Origin of the sequence: Qipengyuania sp. RANM35 (genome assembly GCF_041021145.2) — a bacterium.
In the GTDB taxonomy this organism is placed as follows: Bacteria; Pseudomonadota; Alphaproteobacteria; order Sphingomonadales; family Sphingomonadaceae; genus Qipengyuania; species Qipengyuania soli.
Genome location: NZ_CM196433.1, coordinates 1968668 through 1986968, shown reverse-complemented (window position 1 = coordinate 1986968; position 18301 = coordinate 1968668). Strand labels below are relative to the sequence as shown.

Annotated in this window: 16 protein-coding genes; 13 read left to right on the top strand and 3 right to left on the bottom strand. The window is 61.6% G+C overall.

What is annotated here, in order from left to right:
• Positions 1-110: 110 nt before the first annotated feature.
• Positions 111-2453 carry a TonB-dependent receptor gene (locus tag RAM60_RS09925; RefSeq protein ID WP_369026906.1) on the bottom strand — a complete coding sequence of 781 codons (2343 nt, stop codon included), beginning with the start codon at positions 2451-2453 and terminating at the stop codon, positions 111-113.
• 175 nt (positions 2454-2628) lie between these two features.
• On the opposite strand from RAM60_RS09925, the gene RAM60_RS09920 reads away from it, so the two are divergent.
• The 9 genes from RAM60_RS09920 (at position 2629) to RAM60_RS09880 (ending at position 12840) form a co-directional block, all read left to right on the top strand.
• Positions 2629-4638, top strand: a complete 2010-nt coding sequence (locus tag RAM60_RS09920) for an alpha-glucosidase (protein ID WP_369026908.1) — start codon at positions 2629-2631, stop codon at positions 4636-4638.
• Positions 4635-5645, top strand: a complete 1011-nt coding sequence (locus tag RAM60_RS09915; protein WP_369026909.1) for a LacI family DNA-binding transcriptional regulator — start codon at positions 4635-4637, stop codon at positions 5643-5645. The genes RAM60_RS09920 and RAM60_RS09915 overlap by 4 nt, the downstream gene beginning before the upstream one ends.
• A complete protein-coding gene (locus RAM60_RS09910) occupies positions 5642-6556 on the top strand; it encodes an aldo/keto reductase (protein ID WP_369026910.1) in 915 nt (304 codons plus the stop codon). Before RAM60_RS09915 ends, RAM60_RS09910 begins: the two co-directional genes overlap by 4 nt.
• Positions 6553-7638, top strand: a complete 1086-nt coding sequence (locus tag RAM60_RS09905; protein ID WP_369026911.1) for an LLM class flavin-dependent oxidoreductase — start codon at positions 6553-6555, stop codon at positions 7636-7638. Before RAM60_RS09910 ends, RAM60_RS09905 begins: the two co-directional genes overlap by 4 nt.
• A gap of 1 nt (position 7639) precedes the next feature.
• A complete protein-coding gene (glpD, locus tag RAM60_RS09900) occupies positions 7640-9139 on the top strand; it encodes a glycerol-3-phosphate dehydrogenase (protein ID WP_369026912.1) in 1500 nt (499 codons plus the stop codon).
• Complete coding sequence (locus RAM60_RS09895) at positions 9136-9708, top strand: NADPH-dependent FMN reductase (RefSeq protein WP_369026913.1); 573 nt, start codon at positions 9136-9138, stop codon at positions 9706-9708. Before glpD ends, RAM60_RS09895 begins: the two co-directional genes overlap by 4 nt.
• Entirely contained in the window at positions 9705-10304 is a 600-nt protein-coding gene (locus RAM60_RS09890) for a 3,4-dihydroxy-2-butanone-4-phosphate synthase (RefSeq protein ID WP_369026914.1), read from the top strand. Before RAM60_RS09895 ends, RAM60_RS09890 begins: the two co-directional genes overlap by 4 nt.
• Before the next feature lie 365 nt (positions 10305-10669).
• A complete protein-coding gene (locus RAM60_RS09885; protein ID WP_369026915.1) occupies positions 10670-12001 on the top strand; it encodes a site-specific DNA-methyltransferase in 1332 nt (443 codons plus the stop codon).
• A complete protein-coding gene (locus RAM60_RS09880; RefSeq protein WP_369026916.1) occupies positions 11998-12840 on the top strand; it encodes a DUF5681 domain-containing protein in 843 nt (280 codons plus the stop codon). Before RAM60_RS09885 ends, RAM60_RS09880 begins: the two co-directional genes overlap by 4 nt.
• A 303-nt stretch (positions 12841-13143) precedes the next feature.
• Here RAM60_RS09880 and RAM60_RS09875 read toward each other — a convergent pair whose 3' ends face one another.
• Positions 13144-13611 (bottom strand): ferritin-like domain-containing protein, encoded by a 468-nt coding sequence (locus tag RAM60_RS09875; RefSeq protein ID WP_369026917.1) that lies wholly within the window; start codon positions 13609-13611, stop codon positions 13144-13146.
• A 407-nt stretch (positions 13612-14018) separates the two neighbouring features.
• On the opposite strand from RAM60_RS09875, the gene RAM60_RS09870 reads away from it, so the two are divergent.
• The 4 genes from RAM60_RS09870 to RAM60_RS09855 are packed head-to-tail and all read left to right on the top strand — an operon-like array spanning position 14019 to position 16754.
• The gene (locus RAM60_RS09870) at positions 14019-14909 is read left to right on the top strand and encodes a DUF6662 family protein (RefSeq protein ID WP_369026918.1); all 891 of its coding nucleotides are present in this window, start codon (positions 14019-14021) and stop codon (positions 14907-14909) included.
• A 15-nt stretch (positions 14910-14924) separates the two neighbouring features.
• Positions 14925-15476, top strand: coding sequence for an FMN-binding protein (locus tag RAM60_RS09865; RefSeq protein WP_369026919.1), 552 nt, complete (start codon positions 14925-14927; stop codon positions 15474-15476).
• Complete coding sequence (locus tag RAM60_RS09860; protein ID WP_369026920.1) at positions 15466-16302, top strand: FAD:protein FMN transferase; 837 nt, start codon at positions 15466-15468, stop codon at positions 16300-16302. Before RAM60_RS09865 ends, RAM60_RS09860 begins: the two co-directional genes overlap by 11 nt.
• Complete coding sequence (locus RAM60_RS09855) at positions 16302-16754, top strand: hypothetical protein (protein WP_369026921.1); 453 nt, start codon at positions 16302-16304, stop codon at positions 16752-16754. The genes RAM60_RS09860 and RAM60_RS09855 overlap by 1 nt, the downstream gene beginning before the upstream one ends.
• A gap of 207 nt (positions 16755-16961) precedes the next feature.
• Here RAM60_RS09855 and RAM60_RS09850 read toward each other — a convergent pair whose 3' ends face one another.
• Positions 16962-18194 (bottom strand): MFS transporter, encoded by a 1233-nt coding sequence (locus RAM60_RS09850; protein WP_369026922.1) that lies wholly within the window; start codon positions 18192-18194, stop codon positions 16962-16964.
• Positions 18195-18301: the final 107 nt, after the last annotated feature.

The window sequence follows — 18301 nt, the reverse complement described above, 5'->3', positions numbered from 1 at the left end:
TGACACCGTAAGACACAGGACAACCACCTGCGATCCTGTTTCGACTTCAAAGCAAAAGGCCTCCGACTCGCGCCGAAGGCCCCTTGATTGACGCATTTCCTCGCTTCGCCTTAGTCGAAGCGGACGCGGGCGGTCACACCGAAATAGCGATCTGCATCACGCGGGATCTGCAGGCGAGAGCCATTGCCGACGTTGAGCAGCACGTAGCTGTCGTCGAGCAGGTTCCGCGCGTGGAAAGTGATGCGATAGCGGTCTTCAGGATCGGAGAACCCGATCGAGGCGTTGAGCAGGCCATAAGCGTCGATCGGACCCTGTTCCCCGAGGTCGGAATACTGCCTGCTCATGTGTCGGTAGTTGGTGCCGAAATAGCCGATGAACCCGCCGAAGTCGGCCTCGTAATCGGCTCCCAGCGTGTAGCTGAACTTCGGCGCCAGCGGCAGCTGCGTACCGTTACGTGCGTCAGGTGCGTTCGTGGCAGGGTTCGGGTTGAACTCCTTCACTCGCGCATCGGCATAGGCTGCGCTTGCGTTGAAGGTCAGGCCGTCGACCGGGGCGAAGACCAGGTCTGCCTCGAAACCTTCGCTTTTCACTGTGCCCGCGTTGGTCAGGTTGGTGATGATGGTGCCGTTGAGATTGACGAAGTTGTTCGCCTGGAACCCGTCATACTGGACGGTGAAAGCGGCAAGGTTCAGCTGGACCTTGCGATCCCAGAACAGCGACTTCAGGCCGACTTCGAAGGCATCCGAAGTTTCCTCGTCGATCGGCACCGCGTTGTTTGGCGCCGTGTGGTTGAAGAAGACATTGTAGGCCGGCCCCTTGTAGCCCCTTGTATAGCTGCCGTAGAGCATCACGTCGTCGGTGGGCTTGAAGGTGAGCACCGCCTTGCCCGAAATATTGCCGTTCTTCTGCGAGCCGCGCGACACGTTGGTGCCATTGCCGCCGCCGGCGATGGTTCCGCCTGCAGGGTTGCCACTGACGCCCGGGCCGGTCGCGGGGAGACCGGTGGTCGCATTGACGCCAGGTGCGCGGATGTGGGTGTAGGACAGGTCGTCCCAGGTATAGCGCAGGCCGCCCGTCAGGCCGAGCTGTTCGGTGATGTTCCAGGTCGCCTGGCCGAACAGCGCGTAGTTGCTCGAGTTGACATCGCTGAACGAGGTCGCGGTCGGATAGATCGTGTTGACCGGGTCATTGAGGTTGCAGGGACGACCGCCTGTCACCGGATCGACCGGCAGGGTGGAAGTGCTGCAGGTGATGTCGCGGCGGGTGAAGTCCTGCTTGTTGTCCGAGTGCCACAGGAAGCCGCCGACCTGGTAGAAGAACGGTGCGGTGGGATCGGACGCGATGCGTGCTTCGAACGACATCTGCTCGGTCGTAACAACGCCATTGTCGTGCAGTTCGCCTGCAGTCGTCAGTGGCCGCGGGAGGAAGTCGCCTTCGCGGATTTCCTCGTTGAACCAGTTGCGATAGCCGGTGACGACGCTGAGGGTGTGGGTGTCCGATAGCTGGATATCGCCGCTGAGCGTCAGGCTCCACTGCTTGTCCTTCGTCTGGGTGACGAGATTGTGATTTACGTAACGTTGGTCTTCGCCCTGCGCGGAACCGTCGGGCAGGTTGAGTTCTGCATCGACGACTGCACCGCCGCTGACGCCGCGCACGTCGGCGCAGCAGTCGTCATTGGCCTTGAAGTAGTCGGCGATGAAGCGGACGTCGGCAATGCTGCCCGAATAGTCGAGGATGCCGCGCACACCGTAGTGCTCGTACCCGTTGACCTTGCCGCCGGTGTAGACGTTGGTGATGTTCCCATCATAGGTGCCGTAGAAGCCGGTCACGCGGGCGCTGAGATCGGTTGCGAGCGGACCAGCTAGCGAGGCACGCAGGCGGTACTCGTTGTCGTCATAGGCCTCGGCCTTGACCTCGCCTTCGAAGCTGTCCGTACCGCCGCGCGAAACGACGTTGACGAGACCGGCGGAGGCATTCTTGCCGAACAGCGTGCCCTGCGGACCGCGCAGGACTTCGAGCCGTTCGAGGTCGACGAGGTCCATGAAGGCCTGTCCCGAACGCGAGAGCACGATGCCGTCGACGACGGTCGAAACGCTCGGTTCTGCAGCAACCGAGAAAGTGATCGTGCCGACGCCGCGCATGACGATGGCGCTGTTGGCGCTGGTGGTGCCCTTGCGGAAGCTCACCGAGGGAGCGACGACCGAGAGATCCTCGATGCTGTCGACGCCCTTGGCCTCGAGAGTCTCGCCCGAAAGGGCAGTGACTGCGATGGGAACGTCCTGGACGTTCTGTTCCACCTTCTGGGCGGTCACGATGATGACGTCCACGCCGCCGCTGGAATCGTCGTCCTCGCCCGCTGCATCCTGTGCGTGAGCTGCGCTGCCGACCATCAGGCCAAGCGCGCTGGCCGACCAGCCGAGCACACGAATCGAGCTTTTGCCGAAAGCTTTCATTTCCTTCTCCCTCTCAAGCGGGGGCGAAGTTCCGGCGCGCAAACAGCCGCTCTCCAACCTCCCTGATTGCCCGAGGGATGGCAATCGCTGTCCCGTATGTCAAGCGTTGTCATACAAGCCTTGAACTGGACAGCCCTCTGGTGCATGGATGGCGCCAAGGAGAGGGAAAACAGCCGTGGAATTGCGCTTTTCCGCCAGTGAGGACGCTTTCGAGCTTCGGCTTGATGGCAAATTGCTGCTGCGTCACGCAAATTCATGTCCTGCGGTGGTCATTGCCCGGGGCAACCCCAGCGTCGAAATGTATCGCGGCAATTTCCGCATCGAGGATGCTCCAGGCGAGTCGGTGCGTCCCGACAGCTTCAGTCTCGAAGGCGACGGCGCTGTCCTGCTGAGCGACGGTGTCGAAGTCGTGCGCCTGTCGCTGGCTGGTTCGGCGCTGCAGGTGGATGCGCTCGATCCGTCGTTCGATCGTATCCATCTCCACTTCCATGCCGAAGCGGGCGAGGTCGTCTGGGGTGGTGGGGAACAGATGAGCTACCTTGCGCTCAACGGTCGACGCCTCCCGATGTGGACCAGCGAGCCCGGTGTCGGTCGCGACAAGTCGACCGAACTGACGCGCATCATGGATGCCGAGGGCATGGCGGGTGGCGACTATTGGAACACCAATTATCCCCAACCGACGTTCCTGTCTTCGCGCTGGCTGGCGGTTCATTGCGCAGAGACCTGTTACTCGGTGCTCGATTTCACCGACGCCAATACGCACCGCGTCGAAGTATGGAGCAGAAGCGCGCGGTTCGAGTTCTTCGGCGCCGATGGGCCCAAAGCGCTTGTCGGCCTGTTGTCGGACCGCTTCGGTCGCCAGCCTGCTCTTCCCGACTGGGCCATCTCGGGGGCGATCGTCGGCCTCAAGTCGGGTGCGAGCAGTTTCGACCGGCTGGAGAAATTCATTGACGCCGGCTCGGCCGTGTCGGGCCTGTGGTGCGAAGACTGGGCAGGAATCCGCCAGACGAGTTTCGGGCGCCGGTTGTTCTGGGACTGGCACCTGGGCGAGCGAAGCGAGGAACGTTTCCCCGGCCTCGAGGGCAGGATTGTCGACCTGGCCAGGCGCGGCATCAAGTTCCTCGCCTATGTGAACCCCTATCTCGCAGAGGATGGCGATCTCTTCGCCGACGCGGCGGCGGGCGGGCATTTCTGCCTGAAGCTCGACAGCGACGAGCCCCATCTCGTCGACTTCGGCGAATTCGACTGCGGTGTGCTCGATTTCACCCGCGAGGAAACCCGCAGCTGGTTTGCCGAGCGCATCATAGGGCGCGAGATGCTCGACCGGGGCATTGCCGGGTGGATGGCCGATTTCGGCGAGTACCTGCCGACCGACCTGCGGCTCGCCGATGGCTCCGACCCGATGGAGGCGCACAATCTCTATCCGGTCCTGTGGGCGCAAGTGAATGCGCAGGCCGTCGCCAGTCGCGGCAAGACCGGCGATGCAGTCTTCTTCATGCGCGCGGGATTTTCCGGGGTGCAGGCGCATTGCCCGTTGCTTTGGGCAGGCGACCAGTGTGTCGATTTCACTCGCCACGACGGGATCGGCACGGTGATTACCGCGGCGCTTTCCGCCGGCCTGCTGGGCAATGCCTACAGCCATTCCGATTGCGGCGGCTACACATCGCTTCATGGCAATGTCAGGTCCGAGGAACTGCTCAGGCGCTGGTGCGAACTGGCTGCCTTCGCCCCGGTCATGCGCAGTCACGAGGGCAACCGGCCCGACGACAACCTCCAGTACGACAGCTCGCCCGGACTGCTCGATTGCTTCGCGCGCTGGAGCCGCGTCCATGCCTATCTCGCGCCCTATGTGCGTGAGCTGTGCGGCGAGGCAATACGCAGCGGGCTGCCGCTGCAGCGCCCGCTGTTCCTCGAATATCCGGACGACCCCAAGCTGTTTGCAGTGCAGGACCAGTATCTTTACGGCTCCGACCTGCTGGTTGCGCCCGTGATCGAGGAAGGTGCGGACCGGCGCGACGTCGTCCTGCCAGGCGAGGGCCCATGGCGCCATTGCTGGAGCGGCGAGGATTTCGCGCCAGGAACGCATTCGGTTGCCGCTCCGATAGGTGCGCCGCCCGTGTTCTATCGCCCGGAAGCGCGGCACGCGCCGCTGTTCGCCGGGCTTGCCGGAGTGCTGAGCCAATGAGCGAGAGATCGAACATCCGCGATGTCGCCGAACGCGCGGGGGTGGCGGTGAAGACCGTCAGTCGCCTGCTCAACGGTCATCCCTATGTCCGCGCCGAGACCCGCGAGAAGATCGAGCGGGCGATGAAGGAACTCGATTTCCGCCCCAGCGTCGCCGCGCGCATCCTCTCGGGCGCGAAGTCGAACCAGGTTGCGCTGATCTACGACAATCACAGCCCCTATTACATGTTCCAGATCCAGACCGGCTGCTGGGACGCGTGCAAGGCACAGGGCATCCGCCTGATTGCGCAGCCCGTCGACGTCGAGGACCCCGATGTCGGGGAACAGGTGCGCGGCCTGGTCATGGAAACGCATGTCGACGGGATCATCCTATCCTCGCCCGTGACCGATTGCGAGGCGGTCCTGGCGACGCTCGACACGCTCAACATACCCTTCGTGCGGATCTCGCCGGGGACCAACCATGCGCTGACCAGTTCGGTGTTCATGGACGATGCGCAGGCGGCGGACGACCTGACCAGCCTGCTGATCAACAAGGGACATCGCAGGATCGGCTTCATCAAGGGTCACCCCAACCACATGGCCAGCGACGAACGCCTGTTCGGCTATCGCCGCGCGCTCGACCGGGCGGGCATCGCTTTCGAGCCGGGCCTGGTCCACGATGGCGAGTTCGACGTCGAAAGCGGCATCCGGGCAGGGGGCGAATTGCTCGACCTGCCCAATCCGCCGACCGCGATCTTCGCGTCGAACGACGACATGGCGGCAGGCGTGCTGGCCGTGGCACACGAGCGCGACATCGACGTGCCGCGCGACCTGTCGGTGGTCGGATTCGACGACACGCCGCTTGCGCGCACAGTCTATCCGCCTCTGACGACCATCCATCAGCCGATGGCCGACCTCGCCCGCACCGCGACCGAAATTCTCGTCACCGGTGGGGACATCACCCACCAGCGACTGCCGCACCAATTGATCGAACGCGCCTCCGTCGCGCCGCCGAAGGGATACGAATGACCACACTGCCTCCACCGCCTGCCGCGCGCCGCCTGGGCTCCAGCGATATTGCGATTTCGCCGCTTGCCTGGGGCATGTGGCGTCTCGCCGAAAACGGCCGCACTGCGCCCGAAGCGGCCGCGCTGGTCCATGCCGCGCTCGATGCAGGGATCACGCTGCTCGATACGGCAGACATCTACGGCTTCGACGGCAGTGGCGGCTTCGGCGATGCAGAAGCCTTGCTGGGCGAGGTGCTCGCTGCGGAACCCGGCTTGCGCAGCCGCATGGTGCTGGCCAGCAAGGGCGGGATCATGCCGCCGCTGCCCTACGACCAGTCGGCGGAATACCTGTCGGGTGCCATTGATGCTTCGCTGCGGCGGATGAAAGTCGACACGATCGACCTCTACCAGATTCATCGCCCCGACATCCTGACCCACCCGCAGGAAGTCGCGCGGACGCTGGAAGACGCTCTGGCGGCGGGCAAGATCCGCTCGCTTGGCGTGTCGAACTTCACGCAAGCGCAGATCGAGGCGCTGGCGCATTTCCTCGGCACCCCGTTGGTGGCGACGCAGCCCGAGATCAGCCCGCTGCGGATCGACTGCTTCGAAAACGGCGAGCTCGACCAGGCCATGCGCCTCGGCCTGACGCCGCTCGCATGGTCGCCGCTGGGTGGGGGGCGCCTGCTTGCGCCCGAAAGCGAGCGCGACAAGGCGGTGGCAAGCGAACTCGACCGGATTGCGGGCGAGCAGGGCGTCAGTCGCTCGGTCGCCGCCTATGGCTGGCTGATGGCGCATCCGGCGGGCATCGTCCCGATCATCGGTTCGCAGAGCGCGGAACGGATCGCCGAGAGCGCACAGGCGCTCGGCATGAGCTGGACACGACAGGATTGGTACGCGGTGCTGGTCGCCGCGCGAGGAGTGAGACTACCATGACCCAACAGTGCGAAATCGCGTGGTTTTCCGCGCTGTGCGACGACGACTACGAATTCCTCGGCGTGCCCGATCCGCAGCTTGCCTCGAGCTGGGAGCATTGCCGCAATCTCGTGCTGCGGGCCGAAGAGGGCGGGTTCGACAATATCCTGCTTCCCTCGGGCTACCAGCTCGGCGTTGACACCACGGTCTTCGCCGCAGCGGTCGCGCCCTATCTCAGCCGCATGAAGCTGCTGTGGGCGACGCGCATGGGCGAAGACTGGCCACCGCAGCTGGCGCGCCGCATCGCGACGCTCGACCGCATCCTCGGCCCCAATGCCGACGGCACCGGCGGGCGCCTCAACGTCAACATCATCTCCTCCGACATGCCTGGGCAGGCGATGGAAAGCGGACCGCGCTATCGCCGCGGGACCGAAATCATGAAGATCGTCCGCACGCTGCTCAACGGCGAGCATTGCAAGTTCGACGGTGAGTTCTACCAGTTCGACCTCGACCCGGCGCGCATCTCCACGCTCAGCGGCAAGTGTCCGCCGTTTTACTTCGGCGGTCTCAGCCACGAGGCGCGCGAATGCGCGGCCGAGGCGGCGGACGTCTACCTGATGTGGCCGGACACGATGGACAAGGTCCGCGCCAACATCGCCGACCTCAAGGAGCGCGCGGCGAAGTTCGGGCGCGAGCTGAAGTTTGGCTATCGTGTCCACGTCATCGTGCGTGAAACCGAGGACGAGGCCCGCGCCTATGCCGACCGCCTGCTCTCGAAGCTCGACGACGAGACCGGCAAGGCGATCCGCGAGAAGTCGCTCGATGCCAAGAACTACGGCGTCCAGCGGCAGCAGGAACTGCGCGGCGCAGCGGACGGCGACGGCTTCGTCGAAGAGAATTTGTGGACGGGCATCGGTCGCGCGCGATCGGGTTGCGGCGCAGCGATCGTCGGCAATCCCGACCAGGTCCTGGCCAAGCTTCGCGCCTACCAGGCCGAGGGGATCGAAGCCTTCATCCTCTCCGGGTACCCGCACACGACCGAGGCGGACCTGTTTGCCCGCCATGTCCTGCCGCATATCGAGCATGGCCCGCTGAAGTTCTGACGTGGACGAATCCGCTGCCCCGACCCTTTACGATGTCGCCGTCATCGGCGGCGGCATCAATGGCTGCGGCATTGCCCGCGATGCCGCCGGTCGGGGCGCCAAGGTCCTCCTGCTCGAAGCCGGGGACCTCGCACAAGGAACGTCCTCCGCCTCGTCGAAGCTGATCCACGGCGGCTTGCGCTATCTCGAGCACTACGAGTTCGGTCTCGTGCGCGAGTCCCTGTCCGAACGCGAGCGGCTGTGGGCGATCGCCCCGCATATCATCTGGCCGATGCGCTTCGTCCTTCCCCACGTGAAGGGCCTGCGCCCGCGCTGGCTGCTGCGGCTCGGGCTGTTCCTCTACGACCACATCGGCGGACGCAAGAAACTGCGTGCTACGCAGACCGTGGCCCTTACCGGCCATCTCGCCGGTGCCCCGTTGAAACCCGAATTCACCAATGGTTTCGTCTATTCCGACTGCTGGGCCGATGACGCGCGGCTGGTGGTGCTCAATGCCCGCGATGCTGCCGACAAGGGTGCCGATGTCCGCACGCGCTGCCGCGTCACAGGTTTTGCGCGAGAGGGCAACAATTGGCGTATCGAGGCAGGGGGCGAGACCTTCCATGCCCGCGCAATCGTCAACGCCGGTGGCCCGGGTGTGCTCCGCGTGCTGGAAGCGGGTCATGTTCCGGACGGGAATCGCATGCGGCTCGTGCGCGGCTCGCACATCGTCGTGCGCAAGCTGTTCGACCACGATTTCGCCTATTTCTTCCAGCTGCCCGATGGGCGGATCTTCTTCGCCATCCCGTATGAAGAGGACTTCACCCTCGTCGGGACGACCGATGCCGATCACCAGGGGCCGCTCGACCATGTCGAGGCAAGCGCGGAGGAAATCGCCTATCTCTGCGAAGGCGCAAACCGGTTCTTCCGCCGGCAAATTGCCCCCGCCGATGTCGTTTGGAGCTACGCCGGTGTCCGCCCGCTGATCGATGACGGATCGGGCACGCCCGAAGCGGCGACGCGCGGCTATCGCCTGGAATTGAGCGAAGTCGACGAGGGCGCTCCGTTGCTGAACGTCTTCGGCGGCAAGCTCACCGTCTACCGCCACCTGGCGCAGGAGGCGGTCGACCGGCTGGGGACGCGACTTCCGCTCGCCGACCGTTCCGGCTGGACCGGGCATGAGGCTTTGCCGGGAGGCGATTTCCCGACCGACGGCGCAGACGACCTGTGTGCGAAGCTGGCAGGCCGATATCCGTTCTTCGACCCCATGACGATCCGCCGCATCGCCAAGTCCTATGGCAGGCTGGCTTTCGAAATATTCGCCGAAGCCAACGCCATGTCCGACTGCGGAATCGATTTCGGACATGGCCTGACCCAGCGCGAGGTCGACTATCTGCGGGCCCGCGAATGGGCCCGGACAGCCGAGGATATCCTCTGGCGGCGAACCAAACTCGGCCTCAGGCTGTCTCCCGGACAGCAGGCCACACTCGGCAATTACTGCCTTGAAAGGGAAGCAGCATGACACTTCGGATCGTAGCCATCGGCGGGACGGTCAATCCCGGCAGCACCACCGAGATGGCGCTGCGCTATGCCTGCAAGCCCCTGATCGAGGCGGGGGCCGAGGTCAGCGTGTTCGGCGGCGACTACCTTGCGGGCCTGCCACACTACCGCGGCAGGGACTACAAGGAAGGCAGCGGGCGCGAACTGGTCGAGGCGGTCCGCCAGGCCGACGGCATACTGGTCGCTGCGCCGGGCTACCACGGGACCGTGTCGGGACTCGTCAAGAACGCGCTCGATTACCTCGAGGATCTCGCCAAGGATCGTCGCCCCTATCTCGACGGGCGCGCTGTCGGCCTCATCGCCACAGCCTATGGCGACCAGGCGGCCATGGGAACGCTGCTGACGCTGCGCAACATCATCCACGCCCTGCGCGGCTGGCCCACGCCCATGGGCGTGACTGCCCGCACTTACGAGGGCATGTTCTCGCCCGAAGGCGAGTGCCTGGACGATCGCATCCGCCTGCAACTCACTCTGGTCGGGCAGCAGGTCCTACGCGGGGCGACGGTGTGGAGCCAGGTGGACGCGGCATGAGCACCGGTGTTCAGGAAGCCATCGACGCGATCGCGCGCGGCGAGATCGTCATTCTCACCGGCGACCGGCTGCGCGGTGGTGATATCGACTTTTGCGCCGCCGCGAGCCTCGTCACGACCGAGCACATTACCTTCATGGCAACGCATGGGCGTGGTCTCATCTGCCTGACGCTGCCCAGCGAGCGCGCAATGGGGCTGGGCATCCGGCTCATCAATCCCTCTACCGAACGCCAGACGGGCCGCCCCTTCGGCAATTCCATCGAGGCGCGCGAAGGCGTGACGACCGGCATCTCCGCCGCCGACCGGGCGCATACCATCCGTACAGCCGTTGCTCCGGGCGCCACCAGCAGCGACCTCGTCAGTCCCGGCCACGTATTCCCCCTCATCACCCGCAGCGGCGGCGTCGATGCGCGCATGTCGGCAGCCGAAGGCTCGGTGCGGCTATGCAGCCTTGCCGGGGTGGGTGATGCCGGGGTGATTTGCTCGATCATGCGCGACGACGGCGAAATGGCCCGCCTGCGCGATGTCCAGCCGCTGATCGAGAAGTTCAACCTCAAGGTCTGCGACATCTCGCAACTTGGCGAAGGGGCGGCATAGAGGCCTAGTGGCGGAGCAGGCAGTCATCTGCGAACCGCTCTCCACCCTGAATTCGCTGTTCTACAGGGAATATACAGGGAAAGCGGTACTTTGGAGGCCTCCGCAACCCGGTTGAAGCGTCTGAAAGTCCCAGAATTCCGCCATTTCTCGGACGAAATTCCCTAAGGCGATAACAGGGAATTCATCCCGCCCGAACAGCGAAGCTTTCGCGGCGAGCAGCGAATGAAATACCCCACGGCAGGGAAGCGGATGGCTAAGCATCGCACCACGCTCTTGGGGATATGTTCCCTGTGTGTTCTCGACATTTTGAGTTTCTACTGGTATGGCGCAATCTCCATCGCTGGATAGCTGACGGGACATAAAGCATGAAAAAGACGACGTTGAACGTGGTCGAACGCGATATCGCGGGCCTTCGACCATATGCGCGAAATGCGCGCACCCATTCCAAAAAGCAGATCAAGCAGATCGCAGTCTCGATCGAGCGGTTCGGGTTTACCAACCCGGTTCTCATCTCGGGCAATGACGAGATCATTGCTGGCCACGGCCGGGTTGAGGCAGCCAAACTGTTGGGCTGGACGGCAGTACCCACTTTGGCGCTATCGCACCTGAGCGAAGACGAGCGCCGCGCATATGTGCTGGCGGATAACAAGCTCGCGCTCAATGCAGGGTGGGACAAGGAAATCCTGGCGATCGAGCTGCAAGCGCTTGTCGACTGCGACTTCGATATAGAGGTGACCGGGTTCAGCCTCGCCGAGGTGGACTTTGCGCTGGTCGATGCACGCGAAGCCGATCCCGACGCTGGCGATGCCCCGGAGGATGCGGTGCCGGAGCAGCAAGACCATCCGGTCACGCGAGCCGACGAGATCTGGGAGCTGGGCCGCCACCGGCTGCTGTGCGGCGATACCCGCGATCGTGAGGCCATGGACAGGCTGATGGATGGTAAGAGCGCCGATCTCGTGTTCACCGATCCGCCGTACAATGTTGCGATCGACGGTAACGTGTGCGGCCTTGGCTCGATCAAGCACCGCGAGTTCGCCTTTGCATCGGGCGAGATGAACGAAAGCCAGTTTACCCGCTTCCTTGGTGAGACGCTTGGCAACATGAGCCGCGTCATGCGCGATGGTGCGATAGCCTTTGTCTGCATGGACTGGCGCCACATGGGCGAGCTTCTCGCTGCGGGGTCCGAAGCGTTTACCGAGCTGAAGAACCTCGTGGTCTGGAACAAGACCAACGGCGGGATGGGTGCCTTCTACCGGTCGAAGCACGAGCTGGTCTTCGTGTTCAAGCAGGGTACCACAACCCATACGAACAGCTTCGGCCTTGGCGAGACCGGCCGCTATCGCACGAACGTCTGGGACCATGCCGGGATCAGTTCGATCGGGGCCTCTCGCTCCAATGAGCTTGCCATGCATCCCACGGTCAAGCCGGTCGCCATGATCGCGGACGCGATCATGGACTGCTCGAAGCGTGGGCAAATCGTGCTCGACGGCTTTGGCGGTTCGGGCAGCACTTTGATCGCGGCTGAGAAGACGGGCCGCTCAGCGCGCCTTATCGAATATGATCCGCTCTACTGCGATACGATTATCCGGCGCTGGGAGGCCTACACCGGAAAGCGAGCCAGGTTGGCTGACACTGGCGAGTTCTTTGAGGACATAGCTGAAACGCGGCTTGGGTCGGATGTGGAGGTCACCCGATGAGCAGCTCGGACAAGAAGCAATCGTCGACCCTGCCCGAGCCCTATCGGGTGGGTTATATGCGCCCTCCGGTTGAACACAGGTTCCGCAAGGGCAAGTCCGGCAATCCCGCCGGGCGGCCCAAGGGCGTGGCCAACAAGCCCAAGGTCGATACCTCGTTCGGAATGAAGGGGGCGGAAGAGTATCTTCGCCAGGAAGCCTACCGTCCGGTGACGATCCGCGATGGCGAAAAGCTGGTGGAACTGCCTGCGATCCAGGCGGTGTTCCGCGCCATGGGTGTCGCTGCGATGAAGGGCAACCGGTTCGCGCAGAAGACCATGGCCGAGCTTGTTACCGGGCTTGAGCAGCGCGAGCATGACAGCCGCATGGAACTGTTCGGCAAGGCACTCGACTACAAGCGGGAGTGGACCGAGCGGATCGAGCATTGCAAGGAGCGAGGCCTGCCCATCCCCGAGCCACTGCCGCATCCTGATGACATAATCCTTGATCCGAACAGCGGAGGCGTTCGTATCGTGGGACCGCAGACCGAGGAACAGCGCGAGAGGTTCAATGAGTGTGTGAGGCGAAGAGCCGAAGCCCAGGATGAAGTAACCTACTTCTCAGAAAAATACGGACGCGCAAGAAGCGACAAGATGAGGGCCATCTACCTCGATAACTGGCATTGGGAGCAGCGCATGTTCGACCTGCTCAATGACCTGCTCCCGACGCGGCACAAGATCCAATTGCAGAACCGTTCCTACAAGGAAGGCGCCTCACGTTCAGGTGAGACCCTGACCGAGTTCGCAGCCGATCGCCGAAAGCCGCGCGAGGAGAGGCAGTGGGGAGATTACGTGGGAGAATGAAGCCAGCGTCTGGGCGACCGCTTTGCGCCCCAATGCGGGCAGTAGTCTGATGTCGACGTTGAACATGGCTCTTGGAGCCTGAAGTTCGGGTTTCAGGATACCGGAGTAGGTTCTTTTCATTCCGTATCCAACTTCGCGCGTTTTGTCCCCACTTATGAGTGGAATGCAAGGGCGCAACGGTTGGCGGCAACTTAAGGCATGAACCCGATCGACTAGCCGGCGACGTCTGCACTCAGAATAGTCCGTTTTTCCCTTGGAAGGCTGGCGAGGGCTAGCCGTTTGCGGAAAGCGACCAAAGATTGCTCATGCTGGCTTGAACTCAGAGAAGGCAGAAATCTCGCCAGGCTTTCGCAACATCTTGTCCACCTCGCTAGCATGCATCTCTTCGGTGTAGATCATCTTGCGGGCATATTCTTCAAGAGTGACTGATCGCCCCTCAACCGCACTGAGGAGTTGCCGATAGAGATCCAAGGCAAGTGCCTCCGCTTCGAGGGACTCCCTCAGTATTGCCCCAATGTCGTGGTTGTGGCTCTCCAGTAAGGATCCAATCTTGAGCGAAGGATGTTCGCCCAAGAGAGTGATCATTTCACCTGCTTCATGAGCGTGCTGAAGAGATTCATCGGCTTGACTTCGCAACCAGGCGACAATGGGTATGCGATTATAACCAAATACCAGTAGCGAGTAATGGGTATACCGAACAACGCCCGCTAACTCCTGTTCAAGTATTTGGTTCAACAAACCGACGATGCGGGACTTATCGATGTGCTCCATTGGATATCCCTCTCTCTGCTCGCGCCCAGATCAAGGGGCAATCTAACACAAGTAGCCGGCCGGGACCCGAATATTTGTCCCAAGGCTCGACACAAGCCCGGCCTCTTATCACCTCAATGAAGATTGGAGGGAACTCATAACGGCTGTGCCTCCAATCGAAAATGGACCCGAAGATCCGCCAACGATTCGAATGCAAGGGCGCAAGGGCAAAGGCCCACCCGATAGGATTTAAGGGCAGGCAGCTTGCAACCAACTCTTGACCGATTTGTCCCGCAGGGTCGCAGCCCAGCGGCCACCGATCCTCGTTACCTCAATGCCCCAAGCAGGGGTTTTTCTATATTGCGATTGCTTCGCAATAGCAGGAAAGGTAGGGGTCTCTTCGACTCGCGATCGAAGGGGTAAGAATCTTGAAACTTAGACTGTGCGCCGCATCTGCGGCACTTGCGATTGGCCTGCCAACGGTTGCCCACGCAGACGAAAATCTCCTCGGCTACAATGCCGGGGCTGAAACGCTGCCCAAGGGGTCAGGAGAGATCTATGTCGTCAACACCCTGCGGAGCGGCAAGGGGCGGGGCGAATACGACGCGGTCGATACCGAGATCGAGGGTGAGGTCGGCGTGACCGACAGAGTTTCGCTCGCTGTCGCCGCACAGTTCCTGACCATCGATTCCAGTGGCTTGCTGATCGATGGATACCTTCCCAAGGAAATCGACAAAGGGCCGCGCTTCGCTGGCCTCGAAGTCAAGGGGAAGTTCAATATCCTCAGTCCTGCCCTGGACGACTTCGGTCTAGCAATCATCACCGCTGCGGAATGGAAGCGCCTTGACCCGCACAGTGGGCAGGACAAGACCGAGTTCGAAGGTAAGGTGGTCCTCGCAGCTCAGAAATATTTCCGACAGGGTCAGATCGTATGGGTCGGCAATCTTGGCATGAAAGCCGGTGTAGCGGATCGTGCGCCGATTGCCGATTTACCACCAGACTTCGACTGGCCGACAACGCCCGAGGCAGAGATAGAACTTACGGCGGGCACGGGCATTACCTATCGCGTCGCACCCAACTGGTATCTCGGCGCTGAAACCCATTACGCAACCGAGTTCGAGACAGAGGTCGGACAGGAGCGGTGGTCGCTGTTTGCCGGACCTACAATCCACTACGGTGGCAAGAAGGTCTGGGCCACCCTGACCTGGTTCCCGCAGCTCGCCGGGGGCGGCGAGCGCTATCCGGGCCAAACCGGCAACCTTCACCTGATCGAGAAAACCAAGGACGAGTTCCGGTTGAAGCTCGGTTACAACTTCTGATCTGAAGAGGCAGCAATGACTTCTCCGCTCTGGCGCCAATTGTTTATGATCCCGGTGATCGCGGCGGCACCCTATCCAGCCCTTGGAACGGACTATCTGAGCGTAGCGGAGGCACAGCGCGTGCTGGTCCCGCAGGCTCAGTCATTCCTGCCCTACAAGATCGTCTTGGACGCAGGTCAGCTCAAGCGTATCAAAGCCATCGCCGGTGTGCCGCAGCGTACCGCCAGCCCCCAGGTCTGGAAGGCGATGGCTGGGTCACGTCATTTGGGGTGGGTGCTTGTCGATGAGGTCATCGGCAAACACGAATACATCACCTATGCGACGGCGATCTCACCGGACGGCAAAGTCCTCGGCATGGAAATCCTGTCTTATCGCGAAAGCAAGGGCGGGCAGGTGCGCAACCAGAAATGGCGCGCGCTCTTCAAAGGCAAGACCGTCGAGGATCAGTTCAAGCTCAATAAGGATATTCCGAACATATCGGGCGCGACGTTGTCCTGTCGAAATTTAACTGACGGGGTCAAGCGTCTGTTGGCGATACACGAAGTTGCACTGCCTCATGCTTCCTGACGCAAAAGCGAGGCGGTGTCGGCCTCTGCTCGGGACCTACGTCGAAATCGAAGCAGAAGGCGATGCTTCGGTCATCGATGCCGGGTTCGAGGCCATCGCGGAAGTGCATCGGCGGATGTCATTTCATGAGCAGACGAGCGATTTGGCCCGAATGCGTGATACGCCGATTGGCTCGATCGTACACGTCTCTCGACTGACGGTGGAGACATTGACGATAGCACTTGATCTCTATCGGATGAGCGACGGTCTGTTCGATGTCTCAGTTGGTCGCGAGTTAGTTCGCGACAGATTTTTGCCAATGACCAAGTGTGGATGGAAGCATGCGGTGGGCGAACTGCCAGATCTCGAGATCCTCGATGAATGCTCGGTGGTGCTCCGTCGCCCGCTCCTGATCGATCTTGGCGGCATCGCGAAGGGCTTTGCCGTCGATAGAGCTGTCGCGGCGATGCAAGCGGCCGGATGCAATCAGGGCATAGTCAATGCGGGCGGCGACCTGCGGACCTTTGGCGATCAAGCCGCCGCAATCACCATGCGCAACGCCGATGGAACTCTCGGCGAAATAGTCCCGTTGGTGAACTCCGCCATGGCCAGTTCCTCAAACTTGCACAATCGCCGCCGCCGATGGGGAATCTCGCGTTCTCCGCATCGAGGTCCGCATGGAAGGTCGATCCTGTCCAATGAACGAGTGACGGTGATCGCACCTCGCTGCGTGATTGCCGATGCAATGACGAAGGTGGCGCTAGTGGATCGACAACTCGCCAAAGACCTCCTCGCGGCTCATGGAGGAATTATTCTCGAATCTGATATGTCGAGAGCGGCAGCCTGATGCTGCATCGCCGCACGGCAAAGCTCGCGAGCTGGCAAATTCATCTGCTGTGCTGGAGCGGCGCGGGCCTGTTCCTGACGGGTGTTGCTTGGCTGCTGCTGCACTACTTCGGTCAGGTTGAGGGAGAGTTCGGTCCAGAAATGAGTCCAGTTGAGCCCTGGGCTCTGAGACTTCACGGCCTGTTTCTCATCCCGGCACTGCTCGGCATTGGCGCCATGTTCGTTGCGCACATTCCCAAGGGCTGGAATCACAAGGATCAACGTGTTCTCGGCATCCTGCTCGGTATGGCCTTGCTCTTCCTGATTAGCTCGGGATATCTCCTCTATTATGCGGGCGGTGAAAGTCTTCGCGCCTGGACGAGCGTAATCCATTGGATGATAGGCCTCATCCTCCCAGCCATCTTTGCTTGGCACTACTGGAATGGGAGCCGCCTCCGGAATGGGAAGCGCTAGTTCGAACGCAGTTGCAATTTGCCAGCGCGCAACACGTCGCGCTGTCATGAATCGCGCTGCTACCATGCGAACTTGCGACAGTGCTGGAAATACCGGTCGACAAAGTCGAAGGTAGGGCTCTCTGCCTTCCGACCCATTGGCTGCCCTTCCGTTCCTGGCACTACGGCAGCGCGGTCAAAGCGTCGTCAGATGGGTGGGAAGCGGACATCAGCGCGGGTGGGTTTCCGACATTCGGATTGCTACGAAGATACCTGATAGAAATGTCAGAACTGCGATGACAAGCGCTGCATTTCCAAGTCCAAAAAGATCTGCCACCACTCCCGCAATGATAGCCCCCGCTGCGTAACCAAGATCGCGCCAGAGCCGATAGACGCCCACTGCCGAAGCTCTCCAGGATGGGTGGGCGACATCGCCAATCGATGCGATGAGCGTCGGATATACCATTGCCGTTCCTACGCCGAGCAAGACGGCCCCCGTCGCGAACCCAGCATAAGACCACCAAAGGGCGATTGCGAGGATGCCGGCTGATTGAACCCACATCCCGCTAGCAATAAGCCACTTACGCCCCCACCGATCCGATAGGCCCCCCGTAACGAGTTGGCTTATTCCCCAGACCGCCGGATAGAGACCCGCCAAAACACCGATCGCATCAAGACCGAGTCCCGCAGCCGCGAAAATAATTGGGAATAGTCCCCAGGCTAAACCATCATTTAAATTGTTGACGAACCCGGCCTGTGTCGCAGAGGATAAGTTCCGGTCCTTCCAAGTGGCCAGCTTGAAGATCGCCCCATTGGAAAGGGCTTCAGTGGGTGAATTTCTCGTAGCTGCCTCGTGTGAAGCATGGCCTTTGGTTTCCTTGACCACGAATGCCGACAGCAGAAGGCCAAAAACGAGAAAGACGACACCGAGATAGAAGGGCTCCGGACGCAAACCATGACGAGCCGCTATGTAGCCGGTCGCCCATGCCGCAATGGCCACTGAGAGGTAGCCGGCAAACTCGTTGAGACCCATAGCTAGACCACGGTTACGCGGACCTGCAAGGTCGATTTTCATGATAACTGCGGTCGACCATGTCAGTCCTTGGCTGACGCCGAGAAAGACGTTTGTGACGATGACCCAGCCCCAATTCGGTGCCCACATCAAAAGGAATGGAACGGGGGCGGCGACGATCCACCCGGCGACAAGCACGGGCTTGCGCCCCCAACGATCTCCTAGTCTTCCCGCGAAATAATTGGCGGCTGCCTTGGTCACACCGAAAACTGCGATAAACAACAATATCGCAGTGCGCTCGGCGAGCCCAAACTCCTTTTGGGCAAGCTCAGGCAGAATGCTTCTCTCAATGCCGACCATGCCGCCAACAAAGGCATTCACCAAGATGAGCAGCAGGAATTGCGGTATATTCGCCCGCAGGCCCAATCTTGGTGCCGCCTCGTCAAGCATGCAGTTAGCATCTACCATTTCGGAGAGGCTGTCGAATGTCCGTCCGTCGGTCCCCTCCTGGCACAGCGCTAGCTCGGTGAAGCTGTCACGAATTGGGTGGAAAGCAG

What these genes read in the sequence shown, in the direction of transcription:
- RAM60_RS09925 (WP_369026906.1), bottom strand. Translation starts at nt 2,453, where the DNA reads ATGAAAGCTTTCGGCAAAAGCTCGATTCGTGTGCTCGGCTGGTCGGCC.
- RAM60_RS09850 (WP_369026922.1), bottom strand. Translation starts at nt 18,194, where the DNA reads ATGCTTGACGAGGCGGCACCAAGATTGGGCCTGCGGGCGAATATACCG.
- RAM60_RS09890 (WP_369026914.1), top strand. Translation starts at nt 9,705, where the DNA reads ATGAGCACCGGTGTTCAGGAAGCCATCGACGCGATCGCGCGCGGCGAG.
- RAM60_RS09910 (WP_369026910.1), top strand. Translation starts at nt 5,642, where the DNA reads ATGACCACACTGCCTCCACCGCCTGCCGCGCGCCGCCTGGGCTCCAGC.
- RAM60_RS09865 (WP_369026919.1), top strand. Translation starts at nt 14,925, where the DNA reads ATGACTTCTCCGCTCTGGCGCCAATTGTTTATGATCCCGGTGATCGCG.
- RAM60_RS09855 (WP_369026921.1), top strand. Translation starts at nt 16,302, where the DNA reads ATGCTGCATCGCCGCACGGCAAAGCTCGCGAGCTGGCAAATTCATCTG.
- RAM60_RS09875 (WP_369026917.1), bottom strand. Translation starts at nt 13,611, where the DNA reads ATGGAGCACATCGATAAGTCCCGCATCGTCGGTTTGTTGAACCAAATA.
- RAM60_RS09915 (WP_369026909.1), top strand. Translation starts at nt 4,635, where the DNA reads ATGAGCGAGAGATCGAACATCCGCGATGTCGCCGAACGCGCGGGGGTG.
- RAM60_RS09895 (WP_369026913.1), top strand. Translation starts at nt 9,136, where the DNA reads ATGACACTTCGGATCGTAGCCATCGGCGGGACGGTCAATCCCGGCAGC.
- RAM60_RS09860 (WP_369026920.1), top strand. Translation starts at nt 15,466, where the DNA reads ATGCTTCCTGACGCAAAAGCGAGGCGGTGTCGGCCTCTGCTCGGGACC.
- RAM60_RS09885 (WP_369026915.1), top strand. Translation starts at nt 10,670, where the DNA reads ATGAAAAAGACGACGTTGAACGTGGTCGAACGCGATATCGCGGGCCTT.
- RAM60_RS09880 (WP_369026916.1), top strand. Translation starts at nt 11,998, where the DNA reads ATGAGCAGCTCGGACAAGAAGCAATCGTCGACCCTGCCCGAGCCCTAT.
- RAM60_RS09905 (WP_369026911.1), top strand. Translation starts at nt 6,553, where the DNA reads ATGACCCAACAGTGCGAAATCGCGTGGTTTTCCGCGCTGTGCGACGAC.